The 17,151-nt window shown below is 42.4% G+C and carries 21 protein-coding genes, 1 pseudogene and 1 riboswitch; of the genes and pseudogenes, 16 read left to right on the forward strand and 6 right to left on the reverse strand.

The window, feature by feature from the left end:
* The first annotated feature begins 32 nt into the window (after nucleotides 1-32).
* From AC3WTL_RS01615 to clpP, 3 genes are all read left to right on the forward strand, one after another.
* Complete coding sequence (locus AC3WTL_RS01615; RefSeq protein WP_283934834.1) at nucleotides 33-1,232, forward strand: phosphoglycerate dehydrogenase; 1,200 nt, start codon at nucleotides 33-35, stop codon at nucleotides 1,230-1,232.
* 193 nt (nucleotides 1,233-1,425) lie between these two features.
* Nucleotides 1,426-2,100: a sigma-70 family RNA polymerase sigma factor gene (locus AC3WTL_RS01620; protein WP_492368839.1), complete on the forward strand. Its 675-nt coding sequence runs from the start codon at nucleotides 1,426-1,428 to the stop codon at nucleotides 2,098-2,100.
* Between the two features lie 26 nt (nucleotides 2,101-2,126).
* Nucleotides 2,127-2,708 carry an ATP-dependent Clp endopeptidase proteolytic subunit ClpP gene (gene clpP, locus AC3WTL_RS01625; RefSeq protein ID WP_035329466.1) on the forward strand — a complete coding sequence of 194 codons (582 nt, stop codon included), beginning with the start codon at nucleotides 2,127-2,129 and terminating at the stop codon, nucleotides 2,706-2,708.
* Nucleotides 2,709-2,752: 44 nt separating this feature from the next.
* Here the strand turns inward: clpP and AC3WTL_RS01630 are convergent, their stop codons facing one another.
* On the reverse strand, nucleotides 2,753-3,412 hold the full coding sequence (locus AC3WTL_RS01630) for a GntR family transcriptional regulator (protein ID WP_048010756.1): 660 nt from the start codon (nucleotides 3,410-3,412) through the stop codon (nucleotides 2,753-2,755).
* A 276-nt stretch (nucleotides 3,413-3,688) separates the two neighbouring features.
* Between AC3WTL_RS01630 and brnQ the strand changes: the two genes are divergently transcribed.
* Complete coding sequence (gene brnQ / locus AC3WTL_RS01635; RefSeq protein ID WP_492368840.1) at nucleotides 3,689-5,041, forward strand: branched-chain amino acid transport system II carrier protein; 1,353 nt, start codon at nucleotides 3,689-3,691, stop codon at nucleotides 5,039-5,041.
* A gap of 133 nt (nucleotides 5,042-5,174) precedes the next feature.
* Nucleotides 5,175-5,278, forward strand: a riboswitch (purine riboswitch).
* 135 nt (nucleotides 5,279-5,413) lie between these two features.
* Nucleotides 5,414-6,283, forward strand: coding sequence for a 5'-methylthioadenosine/S-adenosylhomocysteine nucleosidase (locus tag AC3WTL_RS01640; protein ID WP_048010758.1), 870 nt, complete (start codon nucleotides 5,414-5,416; stop codon nucleotides 6,281-6,283).
* 469 nt (nucleotides 6,284-6,752) lie between these two features.
* Here the strand turns inward: AC3WTL_RS01640 and AC3WTL_RS01645 are convergent, their stop codons facing one another.
* On the reverse strand, nucleotides 6,753-7,064 hold the full coding sequence (locus tag AC3WTL_RS01645; RefSeq protein ID WP_492368841.1) for a winged helix-turn-helix transcriptional regulator: 312 nt from the start codon (nucleotides 7,062-7,064) through the stop codon (nucleotides 6,753-6,755).
* A 141-nt stretch (nucleotides 7,065-7,205) separates the two neighbouring features.
* Here AC3WTL_RS01645 and AC3WTL_RS01650 point away from each other — a divergent pair, with 141 nt between their 5' ends.
* The 8 genes from AC3WTL_RS01650 to AC3WTL_RS01685 all read left to right on the forward strand — a co-directional run bounded on the left by AC3WTL_RS01650 (nucleotide 7,206) and on the right by AC3WTL_RS01685 (nucleotide 11,970).
* Entirely contained in the window at nucleotides 7,206-7,610 is a 405-nt protein-coding gene (locus tag AC3WTL_RS01650) for a DoxX family protein (protein ID WP_048010761.1), read from the forward strand.
* Nucleotides 7,611-7,627: 17 nt separating this feature from the next.
* A complete protein-coding gene (locus tag AC3WTL_RS01655; protein WP_492368842.1) occupies nucleotides 7,628-8,476 on the forward strand; it encodes a VOC family protein in 849 nt (282 codons plus the stop codon).
* Between the two features lie 23 nt (nucleotides 8,477-8,499).
* Nucleotides 8,500-9,090, forward strand: coding sequence for an NADPH-dependent FMN reductase (locus AC3WTL_RS01660; protein WP_492368843.1), 591 nt, complete (start codon nucleotides 8,500-8,502; stop codon nucleotides 9,088-9,090).
* A 113-nt stretch (nucleotides 9,091-9,203) separates the two neighbouring features.
* Nucleotides 9,204-9,932, forward strand: coding sequence for a ZIP family metal transporter (locus AC3WTL_RS01665; RefSeq protein ID WP_222501541.1), 729 nt, complete (start codon nucleotides 9,204-9,206; stop codon nucleotides 9,930-9,932).
* A 67-nt stretch (nucleotides 9,933-9,999) separates the two neighbouring features.
* The gene (locus AC3WTL_RS01670) at nucleotides 10,000-10,275 is read left to right on the forward strand and encodes a YrhK family protein (RefSeq protein ID WP_048010765.1); all 276 of its coding nucleotides are present in this window, start codon (nucleotides 10,000-10,002) and stop codon (nucleotides 10,273-10,275) included.
* A gap of 78 nt (nucleotides 10,276-10,353) precedes the next feature.
* Nucleotides 10,354-10,563 carry a DUF2187 family protein gene (locus tag AC3WTL_RS01675; protein ID WP_035329457.1) on the forward strand — a complete coding sequence of 70 codons (210 nt, stop codon included), beginning with the start codon at nucleotides 10,354-10,356 and terminating at the stop codon, nucleotides 10,561-10,563.
* A 313-nt stretch (nucleotides 10,564-10,876) separates the two neighbouring features.
* Nucleotides 10,877-11,602: an MOSC domain-containing protein gene (locus AC3WTL_RS01680; protein ID WP_492368844.1), complete on the forward strand. Its 726-nt coding sequence runs from the start codon at nucleotides 10,877-10,879 to the stop codon at nucleotides 11,600-11,602.
* Nucleotides 11,603-11,643: 41 nt separating this feature from the next.
* Entirely contained in the window at nucleotides 11,644-11,970 is a 327-nt protein-coding gene (locus tag AC3WTL_RS01685) for a YnfA family protein (RefSeq protein WP_248347974.1), read from the forward strand.
* A gap of 30 nt (nucleotides 11,971-12,000) precedes the next feature.
* Here the strand turns inward: AC3WTL_RS01685 and AC3WTL_RS01690 are convergent, their stop codons facing one another.
* Nucleotides 12,001-13,221 carry an MFS transporter gene (locus AC3WTL_RS01690; RefSeq protein ID WP_492368845.1) on the reverse strand — a complete coding sequence of 407 codons (1,221 nt, stop codon included), beginning with the start codon at nucleotides 13,219-13,221 and terminating at the stop codon, nucleotides 12,001-12,003.
* A 154-nt stretch (nucleotides 13,222-13,375) separates the two neighbouring features.
* On the opposite strand from AC3WTL_RS01690, the pseudogene AC3WTL_RS01695 reads away from it, so the two are divergent.
* A pseudogene (locus AC3WTL_RS01695) lies at nucleotides 13,376-14,114 on the forward strand (class I SAM-dependent methyltransferase).
* 16 nt (nucleotides 14,115-14,130) lie between these two features.
* Nucleotides 14,131-14,640: a GNAT family N-acetyltransferase gene (locus AC3WTL_RS01700; RefSeq protein WP_492368846.1), complete on the forward strand. Its 510-nt coding sequence runs from the start codon at nucleotides 14,131-14,133 to the stop codon at nucleotides 14,638-14,640.
* Here the strand turns inward: AC3WTL_RS01700 and AC3WTL_RS01705 are convergent.
* The 3 genes from AC3WTL_RS01705 to AC3WTL_RS01715 all read right to left on the reverse strand — a co-directional run bounded on the left by AC3WTL_RS01705 (nucleotide 14,637) and on the right by AC3WTL_RS01715 (nucleotide 15,778).
* Nucleotides 14,637-15,125, reverse strand: coding sequence for a J domain-containing protein (locus AC3WTL_RS01705; RefSeq protein ID WP_048010768.1), 489 nt, complete (start codon nucleotides 15,123-15,125; stop codon nucleotides 14,637-14,639). The two genes, AC3WTL_RS01700 and AC3WTL_RS01705, sit on opposite strands and share 4 nt — an antisense overlap.
* A 167-nt stretch (nucleotides 15,126-15,292) precedes the next feature.
* Nucleotides 15,293-15,535: a DUF2164 domain-containing protein gene (locus tag AC3WTL_RS01710; protein WP_197249463.1), complete on the reverse strand. Its 243-nt coding sequence runs from the start codon at nucleotides 15,533-15,535 to the stop codon at nucleotides 15,293-15,295.
* A gap of 78 nt (nucleotides 15,536-15,613) precedes the next feature.
* The gene (locus tag AC3WTL_RS01715) at nucleotides 15,614-15,778 is read right to left on the reverse strand and encodes a hypothetical protein (RefSeq protein WP_163140928.1); all 165 of its coding nucleotides are present in this window, start codon (nucleotides 15,776-15,778) and stop codon (nucleotides 15,614-15,616) included.
* Nucleotides 15,779-15,867: 89 nt separating this feature from the next.
* Between AC3WTL_RS01715 and AC3WTL_RS01720 the strand changes: the two genes are divergently transcribed.
* Nucleotides 15,868-16,830: a LacI family DNA-binding transcriptional regulator gene (locus AC3WTL_RS01720; protein WP_197249464.1), complete on the forward strand. Its 963-nt coding sequence runs from the start codon at nucleotides 15,868-15,870 to the stop codon at nucleotides 16,828-16,830.
* Nucleotides 16,831-17,151: the final 321 nt, after the last annotated feature.

The following is a 17,151-nucleotide window of genomic DNA, read 5'->3' on the forward strand; positions in this document are numbered from 1 at the left end:
CTGACAAAGTTAGTTGAAAAGGGGAGAATCCAGTGAGTACCATGACTTTAGACAAAGTGAAGACGATTAAAACGCTGAATGCCATTGCGCCAAGCGGTCTTGAAGTGTTTAACAAGGATCATTTTACAATCGATAATGAAAGCGGCAATCCGGATGCGATTGTTCTTCGCAGCTTTAATATGCATTCTATGGAATTGGGCGATCGATTAAAAGCCATCGCCCGTGCAGGTGCAGGTGTGAATAATATCCCGGTGGAGAAATGCACTGAGCAGGGAATAGTCGTGTTTAATACACCTGGCGCCAATGCGAATGCCGTAAAAGAAATGGTGCTTACCTCCTTAATGGCTTCATCCCGGAATCTTTTTGCCGGCATCGCCTGGACCAAAACGCTGAAAGATGAAGGAGACCAGATCCCTAAGCTTGTAGAAGCAGGGAAGAAGCAATTTGTCGGAAAAGAAATTAAAGGCAAAACGCTGGGCGTCATTGGATTGGGGGCAATCGGGGCACTTGTGGCCAATGATGCACTTGAACTTGATATGGATGTTGTTGGCTTTGATCCATTTATTTCTGTCGATACGGCCTGGAACCTGTCCCGCAATGTACAGCGCGCCATGAGCATCGAGCAGGTGTTTGCAGAATCTGACTATATCACTGTGCATGTTCCTTTAACTGATGATACAAGGGAAATGTTCAATGAAGATGCGTTTGGCTTGATGAAAAAGGGTGTTCACATCCTGAATTTCTCACGCGGAGAGCTTGTGAATGAAGCAGATATGACAGCTGCCCTTGAAAGCGGAAAAGTGGGCAAGTATATTACAGACTTCCCAAATGAAAATATCCTGAAAATGAAAAACGCAGTGGCCATTCCGCACCTTGGCGCATCAACGAAGGAATCGGAGGAAAACTGTGCAGTCATGGCAGCACGCCAGGTGAAGCATTTCCTTGATACAGGTAATGTCAAAAACTCAGTGAACTTCCCAAATGCTGCGCTTCCTTACACTGGCAAGCGGCGTGTCACTGCTTTTCATAAAAACATCCCAAATATGGTCGGCCAAATCACACTTTCCATTTCAAGCTACCAGCTGAATATCGCAGACATGGTCAACCGCAGCCGCGGTGATTATGCGTACACCATGATCGACATTGATAATAAGGTGAATGGCGATGTGATCCCTGGACTGCTTGAACAGATTAATCAAATAGAAGGCATTATTACGTCACGGATTATATAAAAATGCAGCCTCAATTCCGATGGGATTGGGGCTTTTTTTGAATGCACACAGAACTAAACTTTAAAAATAGTATAGGTACAGTATAAAATCAGCTATCCTTAGAATAAACTGATAAAAATTTTAATCCCCCGTATCTTTTTGTTCTCTTATTCCGTTATAGAAGCAGAGATGTATTAAAGGAGTGAACAGGTTTATGAAGCATGGGAAAGTTCAGGCTGAATTAAGGGATTCCTTAAAGCAGAAGGAAGGCTGTATTGCAGATATCTATCCTTCACTGCAGAGATATAGCCGGTTTCTTGCACAGAACCGCTGGGATGGGGACGATCTAACTCATGAAGCAATCGTCCGCGCTTATAAAAACTATTCGCCTGAGAAAATTAATCAGGCTCTTTTAAAGAAGATTGTCTATAATTGCTGGATTGACACTCTTCGAAACAGAAAGCGGGAGCAGCTGGAAGAGTCGCCTGAAGGTGAAAAGAAGAATTCCATCTCCAGTGGAGGAGAAGCAATCAGCCATCTCATTAATCGTCTAACATTAAAACAGGCAGTTATTTTTACGCTGAAGGAAGGGTTTCGATACAAAACTAAAGAAATTGCTGATATCCTGCAGACTACTGAATTTGCAGTGAAGTCCGCGATGACCCGTGCACGGAGGCAGCTTCAACACGTGGTTGAAGATAAGACTGAGGATATTTTTACAAATGAGGACGAAGAAAAGCTTTTTCATCTGATGCAGCAATCAGTGGCCGCTGAAGACCCGTCCATCCTAATAAAATCCATCCCTTTCCTGGAATCCCTGGAAAGCTATTCGAAGAAGCCTGTTCTTCCTGTTTCATCTCCTTCTAATACTCTCTGTATGGCGGCATAGATCCGCATAGAACAGGAGGGATAAAGATGACAGCAATACCATATGTCATTGAGCAGTCCAGCAAGGGTGAACGTTCCTACGATATTTACTCACGTCTTTTAAAAGATCGGATTATCATGATTGGTGAAGAAATTAATGATGTGGTTGCCAATAGTGTGATTGCCCAGCTGCTATTTCTTGCAGCGGAATCTCCTGAAAAGGATATCTCTCTTTATATTAATAGTCCGGGCGGTTCGACAACCGCAGGGTTTGCCATCTTTGATACGATTCAATATATAAAGCCGGATGTGAGAACGATTTGCACAGGAATGGCTGCGTCATTTGGGGCGATGCTTCTGCTGGCAGGGAAAAAAGGAAAACGCTACAGTTTGCCGAATAGTGAAATCATGATTCATCAGCCGCTTGGCGGAGCGAGGGGGCAGGCGACCGAAATCGAAATTTCGGCGAAACGGATATTAAAACTGAGGGAACACATCAATGGAATTATTGCAGAAAGAACTGGCCAGCCTGCAGAAAAAGTGGCTCGGGATACGGACCGTGATTATTTCATGACTGCCGAAGAAGCAAAGGAATACGGGATTATTGATGAAATTATCTATAAAAGCTAGGTAAAAAGAAAAAGCAGCCGATGGTGGCTGCTTTTTCCGTTTGATCATTTTTCCCCGGAGTAATACTCGTCAATTGCCCGAAGCCAATTAACACGTGCGATATTTCCGGCCTTTTCTCTGTCTTTTTGTTCAAAAGCTTTTAATATATCTTCATGTTCTTCAATAGAACGTTCTTTTAAAATAATAGTTTTATTATAGTACAACCGCATGACATGAGCCTGCAGCATGGAAGCTGTATTCGAAATATAAGGATTCTGAGCAAGATCGATAATGATATTATGAAACTTCTCATCCTGCTTCAAAGCTGAGAAGGTATCTCCCGCATTTAGAGCTTTGGCGAATTTATGATTGATGTCCCTGAGAATATTGATTGTCTCCTGGCTGATAACAGGAGCTGCCAATTCTGCTGCAAGGGCCTGCAGTACGCCTAAAGGGGGAAGAATCTTGCTGATATCTTCGGGGTTAACTGACGTGACTTGAGTTCCCACACCGGGGAACATTTCGACAAATCCCTGAACATTCAGCAGCTGAAGCGCTTCCCTGATAGGGGTGCGGCTGACTCCTAACGCTTTAGCAAGATCAGCATCGTTCAATTTTTCTTTCGGTTGAAGTGTCCCGTCAATAATCCACTCCTGGATCTGAGAGAAGGCGCGATCTTTAGCGGATACACGGGTAGGTGATGAGTAATTAGAGGGTATTGGCATAGCTGTGACCACCTTTTCATTTCTAGCAATTTTCCTGCGGATTTATAGTTATTTCCAAAAGATTATAAATTTAGTATATAGAAGTATCTTAAAAAATTCAATATATCGCAATTCGACAAAAAGATTTATGCGATATATTGCATAAGTATTTTGAATATGTTATCTTGAGTTATGCGATATATTACTAGAGTGCAAAAATAATAATATTAGCGCGCTATAATATCAGAAAATTTAAATTTGTTAAATTTAAAGCCTTGTCAATAGGAGGAAATAAATATGACGAACAAAATACCATTCTCATTTACTGTGACAGTTGGATTTATGCTCTTTGCCTTATTTTTTGGGGCAGGAAATTTAATTTTCCCTGCAATGCTGGGCCAATCGGCAGGAACCAATGTATGGTCAGCGAACGCAGGATTCATTATAACGGGTGTGGGTCTGCCTTTGCTTGGCATCCTGGCTTTGGGCTTCTCGGGAAAAAGTGATTTGCAATCGCTGGCAAGCCGTGTCAATCCATTGTTCGGACTAGCTTTTACAGTAGCCCTATACTTATCAATTGGACCGCTTTTTGCCATTCCGAGAACAGCTACCGTTTCATACGAAATCGGCATTAAGCCTTATCTGTCAGAAGGAAGCGGTTCAGTCGGCTTAATTATTTTTTCAATTATTTTCTTTGGGATTACAGCATTTTTCTCTTTGAATTCTTCAAAAATTGTTGATATCGTAGGAAAGTATTTAACACCTATTCTCCTAATTGTTATTGCAGTTTTGATCGGTGCGGCTTTCTTTAATCCAATGGGTGCATTCCAAGCTCCGGCTGAAGCCTATGTGAACGGTGCATTCTTTAAAGGATTCCAGGAAGGCTATCTTACGATGGACGCATTAGCAGCATTTGTATTCGGGATTATTGTCGTAAATGCTGTAAAGGAAAAAGGCGCTAAAACCAAGAAGGAGATCATGGTATCTATTGCCAAAGCAGGAGTAATTGCTTCCGGTTTGTTGGCAGTCATTTATACATCGCTTTCCTTTATTGGAGCCTCAAGTGTCAGCGGTCTGGGAGCATTGGATAACGGCGGTGCTGTTCTATCAGGTACGTCTGCGCATTACTTTGGCTCATTTGGTGCACTGCTTCTAAGTGTAATTGTGTTTGGCGCTTGTCTGACAACCAGCATCGGTCTGATCACAGCTTGCTCTTCATACTTCAATAAACTGATGCCAAAAGTTTCTTACAAAATGTTCGTAGTGGTTTTATCCATATTCAGCGCCGTTTTTGCCAACTTTGGTTTAAGCCAGCTGATCACCATTTCTGTACCTGTATTGGTGGGAATCTATCCATTGGCGATTGCATTGATGGCTCTTACTTTCCTTCATCCGATTTTTAAAGGCAGGAAAGAAGTTTATCAGGGAAGCATGCTTTTCACATTTGTGGTAGCTTTGTTTGATGGCTTGAATGCAGCAGGTATTACTTTCGCGCCAATCAATGACCTATTTAATGCAGTCCTTCCTTTATATGATGTTGGCTTAGGCTGGATTGTCCCGTCCTTGGCAGGCGGTCTGATCGGTCTTGCAACTGCAGTAATAAAGGGCAGCAGCCAGTCAAATTCTTCTGAAGTGAAGAAAGCGGCATAATGTGTGCAACCTCCAGTTTTCTGCTGGAGGTTTTTTTGTGAATTTTATAATTACGAATATTAAATAGTAATTATGAACTAAATGTTCGTTTTTAGGTTGAATTTATAAGCATTATTTGTTATATTGGCAAAGTAATCTTATAAAAAACATCACTCGTATATGCTCGGTAATATGGTCTGAGCGTTTCTACCTGGTTCCCAATGAAAGAACCGGACTACGGGTTAAAGTATAAAAAAAGATGTATTCTTTTTTGGCAGCTGCTTTAACTCTATGGTCTGGAAGGTAGAATTCATTCTGCTTTTTTAGGCCTTTTTTATTTTCTATTACCGGCACTACGGTGCATCAGACACCAGGAGAAGGGGAGAACGTAAAATGAAAAAGAAATTAGCATCAATCGCTGCCATCGCAGTCATGTCTGTATCCGTGCTTGCAGGGTGCACTTCAGCACCAAAATTTGAAACAGAAGCAGAAGGGGCACAAAAGCCAATTCTTATTCAAGGACCTATGCCGATCGAGGCAGAAAAATTTGCCCAGCGATTAGACAAGGTTAAGGTTGAAAAATCAGGGAATTTTGTTTTCTATAAAGGAAAATTGGACAAGTATCCAGTCATCGTTGCCAAGACAGGAAAGGGTATGGAAAATACAGCTGCAGCTACCGCGATTGCCATTGAAAAATATGATCCAGCTGCAATCATCAATCAGGGAACATCCGGCGGCCATGATCCGAGCTTGAATGTGTATGATATTGTATTAGGCGAAAGAACAGTCAATATCGGATCACTGAAAACGGGGCATTTAGAAGAAGGAGAAGGAATCGAACCAACCAATTGGATTCCAATGGACCTCATGGCTTCTGAAGGAAGTGCGGGGGAAGACCCTGATGCAGAAAAGATCCGCTACTTTGAAGGTGATGAAAATCTGCTGGCCGCTGCCAATGCCGTAAAAGATAAGTACACCAAGGGCAAGGTAGTTGAAGGAACTATTGGTTCAGCAGACTTATGGAATAATGAAGTGGACCGAATTAACTGGTTCCATGAAAACTATGAAACATCTGTGGAAGAAATGGAAGGTGCTGCAGCAGCGCAGATTGCCGGAGCATATGATGTTCCATTCCTGGGAATTCGCGTCCTTTCCAATAACAAGACAAACGGGGGCAAGTACGATCCCAACACCGCGGCAGCAAATCAGGATTATGTGTATGAAGTTGTAAAGCAGTATATTAAAGAGATAAGTGGTAAATAGTTTGAAGTGTGAAGCTGTTTGGATAATGAAATCAGCGTTGGAACCTGGTTTCGGTTTCGGACAGGCAGAGTGAGGTTTGAGTCCATCTTCGGACACAGAAGGCGGGAATCCAGGGATTTGAGTCAGAACTTGGTCCATCTTCGGACACAGAAGGCGAAAATCCGAAAGTTAGAGTCAGAACCTGGTCCATCTTCGGACACAGAAGGCGAAAATCCGGAAGTTAGAGTCAGAACCTGGTCTATCTTCGGACACAGAAGGCGAGAATCCGGGAGTTAGAGTCAGAACTTGGTCCATCTTCGGACACAGAAGGCGAGAATCCGGGGATTTGAGTCAGAACTTGGTCTATCTTCGGACACAAAAGACGAGAAACAGGGATTCTGAGTCCAAACTCAGGCACCGACCCAATCAGAACCTGCCACCAAAATGATAACGCAAAAAAGAGTCTTCCCCAAAAGGGAAGACTCTTTTTTTAAGCTTCTAACCAGGTCTGTGACCATTTTTCTATTTCTTTCATTAACGGCTCCATGGCAAGGCCTTTTTCTGTTAGGGAATATTCAATTCTTACAGGAGTTTCAGGGAAGACATTGCGTTTTACGACTCCCTCATTTTCCAGGTCCTTTAGCCGGTCTGAAAGAACTTTGCCGCTAATCCCGATAGAAGATTCGATGCTGCAGAAACGCTGTGGGCCGCTAAGTAATTGATAGATGATTAATCCGGTCCAGCGCTGGCTCAGTATGCCAATGGCTTTTTCAAATCTTGGGCAAATTAGTGATTTCTCCATCCGTATCACTCCTTGTTTATTATTATAATCATAAACCAAAAATAATTAAATAACTAATAATAAAATAATTACTTGACGACACTAAATATAAATAATATACTAACTTACATAAAGTAAGTAACTAACCAAGGAGGAAAAAACATGAACAAAAACGAATTAGGTCATTTCATCTTGCGTGCCATTTTAGGATTTATTTTCTTTATTCATGGTTTATCAAAATTTCAGGGAGGCATCAGCAATACAGCTGGTTTCTTCGATAGTATCGGCATTCCAGGCTTTATGGCTTATATTGTTGCCGTTATCGAGCTGGCAGGAGGCTTAGCGCTTATATTAGGAATCGGCACAAAACTAGTTTCAGTATTATTTGCTGTTATCATGCTCGGAGCAATCTTTACCGCTAAGCTGCCTCTAGGTCTGCTTGGAAATGGTCAAATGGCCGGCTATGAATTAGATTTAATCCTGCTTGCAGCATCAATCTATTTTGTTTTAGCGAAGGAATCACCACTGTCTGTTGATAGCAAGCTAATACAATCTAAAGCAAATTAATGGGAGGAGAAATTAACATGAACTTTCACCAAAAGCCGATAACCTTTGTTGCGCAGGTCCATATAAAAGTTCAGGATCTGGAACGGTCCCTGGCGTTCTATAAAGACGTAATCGGATTTAAAGTGTTATCAAAAACAGATAGAACGGCCGAGCTGACTGCTGATGGCAAAACACCATTGCTTACCATCGAACAGCCTGAAAACGCTGAACCCAAGATGGGAAGAACAACTGGTTTATATCATTTCGCTCTGCTGCTTCCAAAACGCTCCGATTTGGCTAAAATAGTGCGTCATTTCGTCGAGATCGGGCTGCAATTTGGATCATCCGACCATCTTGTCAGTGAAGCACTTTACTTATCTGATCCAGATGGCAATGGAATAGAAATTTACATTGACCGCAGTCCTTCCGATTGGACTTGGAAAAATGGGGAAGTTATGATGACCGTCGATCCGCTGGATTTTCCTGACCTGCTCTCCATTGGTCAGCAGCAGTCCTGGAAGGGCTTGCCCGCCGGCACAGTCATGGGGCATATTCATTTACATGTGGCTGAACTGGCTAATACTGAAAAATTCTATACAGAGGGACTGGGATTTGAAGCGGTCTGCCGATATGGCACACAGGCATTATTCATTTCAAGCGGAAAATACCATCATCATATTGGTTTGAATACATGGAATGGAGTGGGAGCTCCGCAGCCCTCAGAGAATAGTGCCGGACTCCAATCCTTCAAGCTCATTTTTGAAAATGAAGCAGCTATAAATCAGGCAGTGGAAAATTTGAAAAAACTGGGCGCGGCGGCAGCAGTTGAAAATAATCGGGTAATTACGGAAGACCCTTCAGGGAATCGAATTATTTTAGGAGTATAAATTATCATCAGGTGGTGTGAGTGATGGGTTTTTTTAATCAATTATTTGGGAGAAAATCTAAGGAGGAACAAACAATGAGCGAGAAATTAAACATTGGAATTATCTTAGGAAGCACACGTCAGGGGAGAGTTAGCCCTCAGGTCGGTTCATGGGTAAAAGAGATTGCCGATAAACGCGGTGATGCCGAATATGAGATTATAGATATCGCTGATTTCAAGTTGCCATTCTTAGGTGAAGCGGATTCGCTAGGAATTGCTGCATGGAATGAGAAGCTTAGTAGCCTGGATGGATTCATTTTCATTGTTCAGGAATATAACCACAGTATTACAGGCGCATTAAAAAATGCACTTGATCTGGCCCGTGAACCGTGGAACAATAAAGCTGCAGGAATTGTAAGCTATGGGTCAACCGGCGGTGCGAGAGCTGCTGAACATCTGCGAGGAATCATGGGTGAATTAATGATTGCTGATGTGCGTGTGCATCCAACATTGTCTTTATTTACTGATTTTGAAAATGGTACAGTATTTAAACCTCAAGATCTTCATCTCGATAATGTGAACGCAATGATTGACCAGGTGATATCCTGGAGTGGTGCATTAAAAAACATTAGATAGAGCAAAAGCAGAACCCTCGAGGTTCTGCTTTTTTAATCTTATTCTGAATAGTGGTTTTTAGGGCGGGCAAAAAGGAAATAATTAAACAATACAACGAGAAGGGAGTGGTCCTGGTGTGGAATGCTGCATTTTGGGGCGCAGTTTCAGGGTCAGCGGTCCTGCTAGGGGCATTGGCAGCCATGTTTCTGCCCATCCGGAAGAAATTAATCGGGTACATTATGGCATTCGGTACAGGTGTCCTGATTGGTGCAGCCTCATTTGAGCTTCTTGGGGAGTCTGTCCATAACGGCGGGTTATTGCCTACCGGCATTGGATTTATGGCGGGGGCTATTACTTTTACCCTCTTCGATATAATGATTTCCAAAAAAGGGGCACAGCACAGGAAAAGGTCCGGCCATAAAGCAGCAGCCAGCAGCGGAATTGTGCTTTTCGCCGGAACCATTATGGATGCCATACCAGAATCGATCATGATCGGAACAAGCCTGCTTGAAGCAGATTCGGTCAGCTTTCTTTTGGTCACCGCCATTTTTATCAGCAACTTTCCTGAGGGGCTTTCAAGTACTTCAGGAATGAAAAAAAGCGGTTACTCAAAAAAGAAAATCATTCTCCTTTGGAGTTCGGTATTTGTCATTTCGGGAATGGCATCAATGGCTGGGTACATATTTTTGGATGGAGCTTCAGAAGAGGTGCTGTCAGGGATTGCCGGATTTGCCGGAGGTGCCATTATTGCCATGGTTGCATCCACGATGATGCCTGAAGCCTTTGAGGACAGCGGTCCGGTGACCGGATTTATTGCAGCGATCGGCTTGCTGGCTTCATTGGTCCTGGATTATTTTTCTTAACATCTTTTCGAAAAATCATGAATGTTTGACACCTCATGTGGAAAAGGCAAAGCAGGGGGTGTTATTCATGAAGATAAAAAATATTGTTAGGGAACAGCAGGAAGATGTGCATATTGAGATCGGCAGCTACAAAATGGTCATTGAAAAGCGATATCAGGCTGTTTCATTTGTAAATGACATGCTCCTCGGTGTTCTTTATTTAATCGGAAGTATACTATTTTTGACAGATGTCAGCCAGACGGTTTCCATCTCGTTTTTCCTTGCTGGAAGTATCATGATGATCATCCGTGCAGGCTTAAATTTATTGAAGGATCTTCATATTAATAAGATATCACGAAAATAAAACGGGTTTTGCAGAACGCCAAAACGGCAATACTAGCGACATAGTTAAAAATATATTTATTTTTAAAGGAGAATCGAGATGGCTGAAGAAACAGATAAGGTAAGCAGTGGAAAGAAAGCGGATGTTGGCGATACGATTAGCATCATAAGCGGATCTGAAAAAGGGAAAAAAGGCAGAGTAGTCGTAGTCCGGGATAACTCAGTCATTGTAGAGCTTGGGGTCAATCCGAAAAAGGATGAGCCCATTAAAACGGTGATCAGCCATAAACGCTACAAAGTCGTTAAATAATGGGGAGGTGCAGGAATGAAACCTGAATCAAAACAGACCTCTGCCTCCATACCTCCAGATGTCCGGGAAAAAATTATTAGGTTGGACAGGGATGAAAAAGCCAAGCGGCAAACAAAACGGCCTCAGTAATAGGATTTCCATGATAGACGAAAATGCTGTCATGGATTTTTTTACTTTTTAGGAATTATAAAATCGCGATAGGTTTATAACCTTGTGGATGAATTTATCTACGTCTAGCTTCAGCGCCTACCCCCTCGAGGTGTCGGGGGTGAGCAAGGCGCTTGCGCTTTTGTTCTTGAATGGGGGAGTGAAAATGCTGATTGGACATATAAGGGAGATTGTCCGTTATCCGGTGAAAAGCTTTCATGGGGAAAGCGTGAATAAAACGAATGTAATGAATTATGGACTGTATGGGGATCGCAGTCATGCCTATCTGGATGAGTCCAGGCCAGGTAAATACTTGACGATTACTCAATTTCCGGAAATGGTGCGGTATAAAGCTGAGTTTATGGGTGAGGAAAATAAGGACAAATATCCGCCTGTTAGAATTACAGCTCCGGACGGAAAACAGGTCCCCTGGGATGATGAACAATTAATTAAAGAAATAGAAGAACATTCTTCCGCAAAAATTAATCCGGTGCAGTACAGTCCTATACATGTTCCAGAAGGGGCAATTGAAGAAGAGAATATTTTAGTGATAACAGATACTTCCCTAAAGAAAATGAAAGAGCTATGGGGAAAAGAGAAGCTGGACTTCCAGCGGTTTCGCCCGAATTTAGTGCTTTCCCTGGTAAAAGAGGAACCTTTTTTGGAGGATCAGTGGTTTGGGAAGACGATGAAGATTGGCAATGTGGAGTTAAAAGTTAAGCGGCATTGCGAACGGTGCATGATTATTACAGTAGATCCTGAAAGCGGAGAAAGGGATCCAAGCCTCCATAAAAAGGTGATCAGTAAAAGGAATAATCACTTCGGTGTGTATTGCTCCGTCCTGAAAACAGGTGAGATCGCATCAGGGGATAAGGTTTACCTTTTTGAGTGAGAACATGTAAACTGGAAACAAATGTTTCCGGGAGTGAAAAGATGTTTCAGGCTATTATTTTATTTATACTGGCCGGTTTAGCCGAAATTGGCGGAGGGTATTTAATCTGGCAATGGATACGCGAAGGAAAGCCTCTTTCATGGGGCATCGCGGGCGGATTGATTCTGGCATTATACGGTGTTATTGCAGCATTCCAAGCCTTCCCGTCTTTTGGAAGAGTATATGCTGCATATGGAGGTGTGTTTATCATTCTGTCCATTTTATGGGGATGGGGCATAGATAAAAAAACACCTGATTTTTATGATTGGCTTGGTGCAGGGATTTGCCTAATCGGGGCATATGTCATCCTGTTTGCACCTCGTCAATAAAAAGAGCCCAGTTCATGAACTGGGCTATTTTTAAGCACTTTGACTCAATCTCTTCCCCTTTTTCTGCATCCCTGCAGCAAAAATGAGGACGAAAATACTTGCGGAAATTAAGGTCCCATGAAAAACCCAGACCATTTTAGCCAACGATAAAACTTCAAGTAAAAGCGGCGCGGCAACAAACCCTAGGGCAAAACCCAATGATTTTAAAAGCATGCCGACTCCAAAAATCCTGCCTCTGATGTGGTTGTCTGTCTTCTGCAGGATGGTGGCATGCAGTGTCGTGAAGCACGCATCAAAAATACCGGTTAAAAAGGCAAACGGCAGAATGACAGCTAAGCCAGTATTGGACAGGAAGGTGATAAATCCTGCGGACATTAGCATGGCTGCTGTAAAGCAGGCAAAATAAAGGCGGTTCCCCTGAAGGCTTTTCAATCTTGGCAGGATGATAGTTGCCAGTACGGAACCGATCCCCCATACCCCCCATATTAATCCGTAATAGAAGCTTTGTTTGCTGCTGTCGATCTCTTCTGCCAGCAGCGGAATCCCTAAATTATGCGAAGCTCCTGCAAATGCCCCGATAAGAAAGACAATATTGACAAGCAGCAGCATTGGTTTAAGTAAGATAAATGAATAAACTTCCTTCAAATCCCGGCCAATCCCGGCCAGCTTTTCCTTATAGCCGCTGCTGATTCCTTCTTTCAAGGCCGGTTCAGATGTTTGCCACTTCATTTTTACCAAAACCAGTGCCGAAATAACGTAGGTGGCGGCATCAAGGATTAAAGTGACCTCATAGCCAAGGAAATCAGTGATGACTCCAGCACCGATAAAGCCAAACACCAGGCTGACAGACGTTAGTCTTGATATTAACGCATTTGTCTCCAGCACTTTATCCTGCCCAAAAATCTGTGGAATTTCTGCGCTGTAGCTTACCGCAAAAAAGCTAGACGTCAAACCAATAAAGAAGCAGACAATGAGAATCATGATGGGGTTGGGAAACGGAATTAAGCATAGAATGATAACGGCCCGGAAAACATCCGTCCAAATCATTATTTTCCGCCGGTCATATCGGTCGGCGAGAATCCCTGAGAAAAGGCTGGATAAAACGCCCCCAAGTGTCCTGAAGGCCATTGTGGCAGCAAGCCAGGCAGAGCTTCCGGTGGCCACATACATGAGCACATTAATGGCAATCAAGTCCATGAACGTGCCCAGATCAGAAAAGGCTTTTACATACAGAAAAATTTTGCGGTTCATGTGTGTCTCCCTGGTTTTCAAAAATGGTTTCTGTTTTATTTTAAAGATTTTGAATTTAATTCGCAATACGAAATTTCAGATATATGCTAAAAAGGATATTCTCATAGTGATGTTGAATAAGTGTGACATAGAAAGCGAAAGCAGGGGGATATGGATGATTGCCTATTACGGTGAACTTTGCGCAAAAATGTATGAGAGTGATAAATCAATGGCTGAAGGTGCAGAATTGAGTTTCTACCTGTCATATATAAAAGACCGTGAAATGAAAGTATTGGAGCCGATGTGCGGCAATGGCCGAATGCTCATTCCTTTCATGCAGAATGGAATTGAGCGATGGCTTTGATATCTCAGAAGACATGCTGAAGGTGTGCAGGGAAAAAGCTGCTGCATTAAACTTAAAGCCCGCTATATTTCTAGAGAAAATAGAAGAATTTAAAAGTGAAAAACAATATGATTTAATTATGATTCCTTATGGTTCTTTTTCGCTTTTGCCTGATTCACTGGTACATAAAAGTCTAAAGAATCTTAAGAATGCCCTCAATGAAAAAGGAAAAATGTTACTCACTATTGTGGAAAAAGACCATGAGATAGAAGAGGTTTCCGAATGGGCGGAAACGAACAGGAAAGAGTTTGGCGGACAGACCATTATAGAATACAGAAAAATAGCATATGAGGAAGAAACGAAAATCCTACAGATCAAGCTGAAGTATGAAGCCATTCGAAAGGGGATCACGGAAAAAACAGAGATGATGGACTTTCCTATACGGCTCTATGAACCGGGTGAATTCGAGAAAGTGCTCAAAAGCAGCGGATTTAATAATATCGCAGTTCATGAAGTTAGAGATGGATATGGAGATGGACAATCTTTTCCGGTTTATGAATGTGCGAAATAATGGAAGGGGGATAAGAGTGACCTATACTGTCTTAAAAACAGACAGATTGATTTTAAGAAAAATGAAAAGAACTGATCTGCCTTATCTTAAAGGAATCTTTTCAGACCCGGTGGCCATGAGATTTTATCGCTCCACAAAAACAAAAGAGCAGGCTGAAGATTGGATCAGCTGGACGCTGCGTAATTATTGGACATATGGGGTCGGCCTTTGGATTGCGGAAGAGAAAGCTTCAGGCAGGTTTTTGGGGCAGTGCGGGATTACCCCCCAGGATACAGGCGGAGTTACTGAAATGGAGATCGGCTACTTGTTTGCCAGGCGTGAATGGGGAAAAGGCTATGCCACGGAAGCGGCACTAGCCTGTAAAGAGTATGGGTTCACCAGCTTAAACTACAGGAAGCTGGTTTCCATTATTAACGTCCATAATCTTGCATCTATCCGTGTTGCAGAGAAAGCGGGCATGAAAAAGGAAAAAACCTTCCATAAAACGGGAAATAAGATGTATGTATACTCGATTTCCAATGGTTAAAAGATGTTTTTATAATGTTCATTAAACACCTTGAAAAGTCTTTCATCTCCACCGCGGTCTGGATGGAGGGCTTTTAATAGCTTTTTGAATTCTTTTCTGACTATTTGCAGATCCTCATCAGGCTTCAGGTCCAAAAGCTTTGCCGGCTTAATTTCTTCATCAACAATCAGTTTTTGTGCCTGAATCATTTTCTTCAAGGATTTCACCTTTGATTCCTCTATTTGGACACGGGTATTCAGGATTTCGATTTGCCCTTTCAGGTCTTTAACCTGAAGCAGGACTCCTTCGAGCTTTTGGCGATACAGCACTTCTTTTTCCTGAATGATGAAATCAGCTAGATCCTTCATCTTTATGGAGTAGCTGACTTGCCTCCTCGCGCTTCGTTCCGCTTTTATTTTTCCTTCTTCAATCCAGCGCTCAACGTCTTCACTATTCGCCTTTATTCCAGATTTATGCAATTGCCCTACAGCATCAGTAATGTTCATTTTTCTTGCTCGCTCTCTATAAAATCTATACAGCAGTCAAAATAATCATATCACTGATCACTTTCAGAAAAATGACAGGAGGATAACATAGTATTAAAGTTTATTTACATGATTGTTTCTGCTAAATGGAAAGAATCACCCATTATAGGTGATTCCTTTGCTGAAATCTACTTTATGGGACGCTCGAGCGTCAGGATTTCATCCTCCATTGAAGCATATTGCTGTTCCACCACATGCTTTACATCAGCGATTGCTGCATTGTAGAAATGCAGGGCCAAAGACTCCTTAACAAAATCCAATACTCTTTCCGCAGAGAACTCAGATAGATCTTCATCTCTCTCCTCGGAAAAGAAAATCTGGATGTCCTCTATCATCTTTTGCTGCTGCTCTTTTGTTATTTTAATAAACATAGCATGTCTTCCTTTCGGGTTGGGACCATGCTACTATACACGGAAATTTTAAAAAATGGGAGGGTGGTATTTTGCCGGTTATGCGTCATCCCCGTAGACATCAAATAAAGAGCTGTAGTAATCTTTTGCATAAGTGTTCTTGTTTGCTTTCTTTTTCGGATAGAGGGAAATAGGAATAGATGACAGGGCAAGAATAGAACTGCATAATAAAACCAGATAGAATATTCCAGATAGAATGAACATGAAGGAAACCTCCTTTAGTTGTTAAGAAAAGCTTAATTTATGAAACGCATTTCATAGCAAGAAAAAACGTGAAAAAAACAGGTGGGTTTATGGCAAATATTAAAGATATCGCTAAAAGAGCGGGAGTGTCAGTAACAACCGTTTCGAGGGTGCTCAATAATCATCCCTATGTGAGGGAGGATAAGCGGGAAGCGGTACTGCAGGCGATGGAGGAATTTAATTATCAGCGGAATATCAATGCTGTTCATTTGAGCAAAGGGGAGACCCTTCTTATTGGAGTGGTTGTTCCTTTTACCAATCATCCTTATTTCGGTCTGCTGGTAGAAGGGATTGCCAATGAAGCCATGAAAAACAACTATAAACTAGTTCTTTTTCAGACGAATTACGAGGAAAACAGAGAAATCGAAGCTTTAAAAATGCTGCAGCATAAGCAAATTGATTCCTTAATCATTTGTTCAAGAATCTGCGGCTGGGAGGTCATCAGCCAGTTTACCGAGTATGGCCCCATCGTCCTTTGTGAGGATGCAAGGAATCAGGATGTTTCCTCAACCTTTATCGATCATTACATGACGTTCACTAATGCTTTAGAGTATTTACATAATAAAGGGCATCAGAAAATCGGGTATTGCATTGGAAGAAGGTCCGGCGCCAACAGCAGGCAGCGAGGAAAAGCCTACGCAGATTTTGTAAGGCGGATTGGGGAGTCTCATAATGAAGACTATATCTTTTATGAGTGTCTGAATTTTGAGCATGGTGAGGAAGTGGTCCAGCGGTTATTAAAAATGGATGATCCTCCAAGTGCGCTGCTGGTAACAAGTGATTTTGCTGCTGCCGGAATCGTCACATCCTGCAGAGAAAAAGGGATTCGCATCCCTGAGGAACTCGCGATTATGGGGTTTGATAACCAGCCGATAGCCAAAATAATGCACATCACCACACTTGAAATCCCTCTGGTGGAAATGGGAAAAAAGCTGATGCTTCAAGCGATAGATAGTGAAAGCCGTACTCATGTGGAAATATCGGTGAAGCTGATTGAGCGGCAGACTGTTTAGGATGGCGGGGGTCAGTTGGGGTCGGGCGTGGAATAAGGAGCAGCTTTGGATAAATAAAGACTTAAACCAGAAATCTGAGTCAGAACCCGGAGCAACTTCGGACAGAGAAAGCAGAAAACGGAGTGTCTGAGTCGGAACCCGCCCCAACTTAGGACAGAGAACGCCGGAAACCAGGGATTTAAGTCAGAAGCTGGAGCAACTTCGGACACAGGAAGCAGAAATCGCAGGATCTGAGTCAGAACCCGGAGCAACTTCGGACACAGAAAGCAGAAAACGGAATGTCTGAGTCAGAACCAGACCCAACTTCGGACACAGAAAGCA

Source organism: Cytobacillus sp. EB106-05-05-XG126 (assembly GCF_058791715.1).

Excerpts from the sequence above, each read along its gene's own strand:
- AC3WTL_RS01645 (WP_492368841.1), bottom strand. The coding sequence starts at position 7,064 with ATGGAGAAATCACTAATTTGCCCAAGATTTGAAAAAGCCATTGGCATA.
- AC3WTL_RS01710 (WP_197249463.1), bottom strand. The coding sequence starts at position 15,535 with ATGTTTATTAAAATAACAAAAGAGCAGCAGCAAAAGATGATAGAGGAC.
- clpP (WP_035329466.1), top strand. The coding sequence starts at position 2,127 with ATGACAGCAATACCATATGTCATTGAGCAGTCCAGCAAGGGTGAACGT.
- AC3WTL_RS01660 (WP_492368843.1), top strand. The coding sequence starts at position 8,500 with ATGGGTTTTTTTAATCAATTATTTGGGAGAAAATCTAAGGAGGAACAA.
- brnQ (WP_492368840.1), top strand. The coding sequence starts at position 3,689 with ATGACGAACAAAATACCATTCTCATTTACTGTGACAGTTGGATTTATG.
- AC3WTL_RS01670 (WP_048010765.1), top strand. The coding sequence starts at position 10,000 with ATGAAGATAAAAAATATTGTTAGGGAACAGCAGGAAGATGTGCATATT.
- AC3WTL_RS01675 (WP_035329457.1), top strand. The coding sequence starts at position 10,354 with ATGGCTGAAGAAACAGATAAGGTAAGCAGTGGAAAGAAAGCGGATGTT.
- AC3WTL_RS01655 (WP_492368842.1), top strand. The coding sequence starts at position 7,628 with ATGAACTTTCACCAAAAGCCGATAACCTTTGTTGCGCAGGTCCATATA.
- AC3WTL_RS01715 (WP_163140928.1), bottom strand. The coding sequence starts at position 15,778 with ATGTTCATTCTATCTGGAATATTCTATCTGGTTTTATTATGCAGTTCT.
- AC3WTL_RS01685 (WP_248347974.1), top strand. The coding sequence starts at position 11,644 with ATGTTTCAGGCTATTATTTTATTTATACTGGCCGGTTTAGCCGAAATT.
- AC3WTL_RS01630 (WP_048010756.1), bottom strand. The coding sequence starts at position 3,412 with ATGCCAATACCCTCTAATTACTCATCACCTACCCGTGTATCCGCTAAA.
- AC3WTL_RS01640 (WP_048010758.1), top strand. The coding sequence starts at position 5,414 with ATGAAAAAGAAATTAGCATCAATCGCTGCCATCGCAGTCATGTCTGTA.
- AC3WTL_RS01705 (WP_048010768.1), bottom strand. The coding sequence starts at position 15,125 with ATGAACATTACTGATGCTGTAGGGCAATTGCATAAATCTGGAATAAAG.
- AC3WTL_RS01720 (WP_197249464.1), top strand. The coding sequence starts at position 15,868 with ATGGCAAATATTAAAGATATCGCTAAAAGAGCGGGAGTGTCAGTAACA.
- AC3WTL_RS01650 (WP_048010761.1), top strand. The coding sequence starts at position 7,206 with ATGAACAAAAACGAATTAGGTCATTTCATCTTGCGTGCCATTTTAGGA.
- AC3WTL_RS01690 (WP_492368845.1), bottom strand. The coding sequence starts at position 13,221 with ATGAACCGCAAAATTTTTCTGTATGTAAAAGCCTTTTCTGATCTGGGC.
- AC3WTL_RS01620 (WP_492368839.1), top strand. The coding sequence starts at position 1,426 with ATGAAGCATGGGAAAGTTCAGGCTGAATTAAGGGATTCCTTAAAGCAG.
- AC3WTL_RS01680 (WP_492368844.1), top strand. The coding sequence starts at position 10,877 with ATGCTGATTGGACATATAAGGGAGATTGTCCGTTATCCGGTGAAAAGC.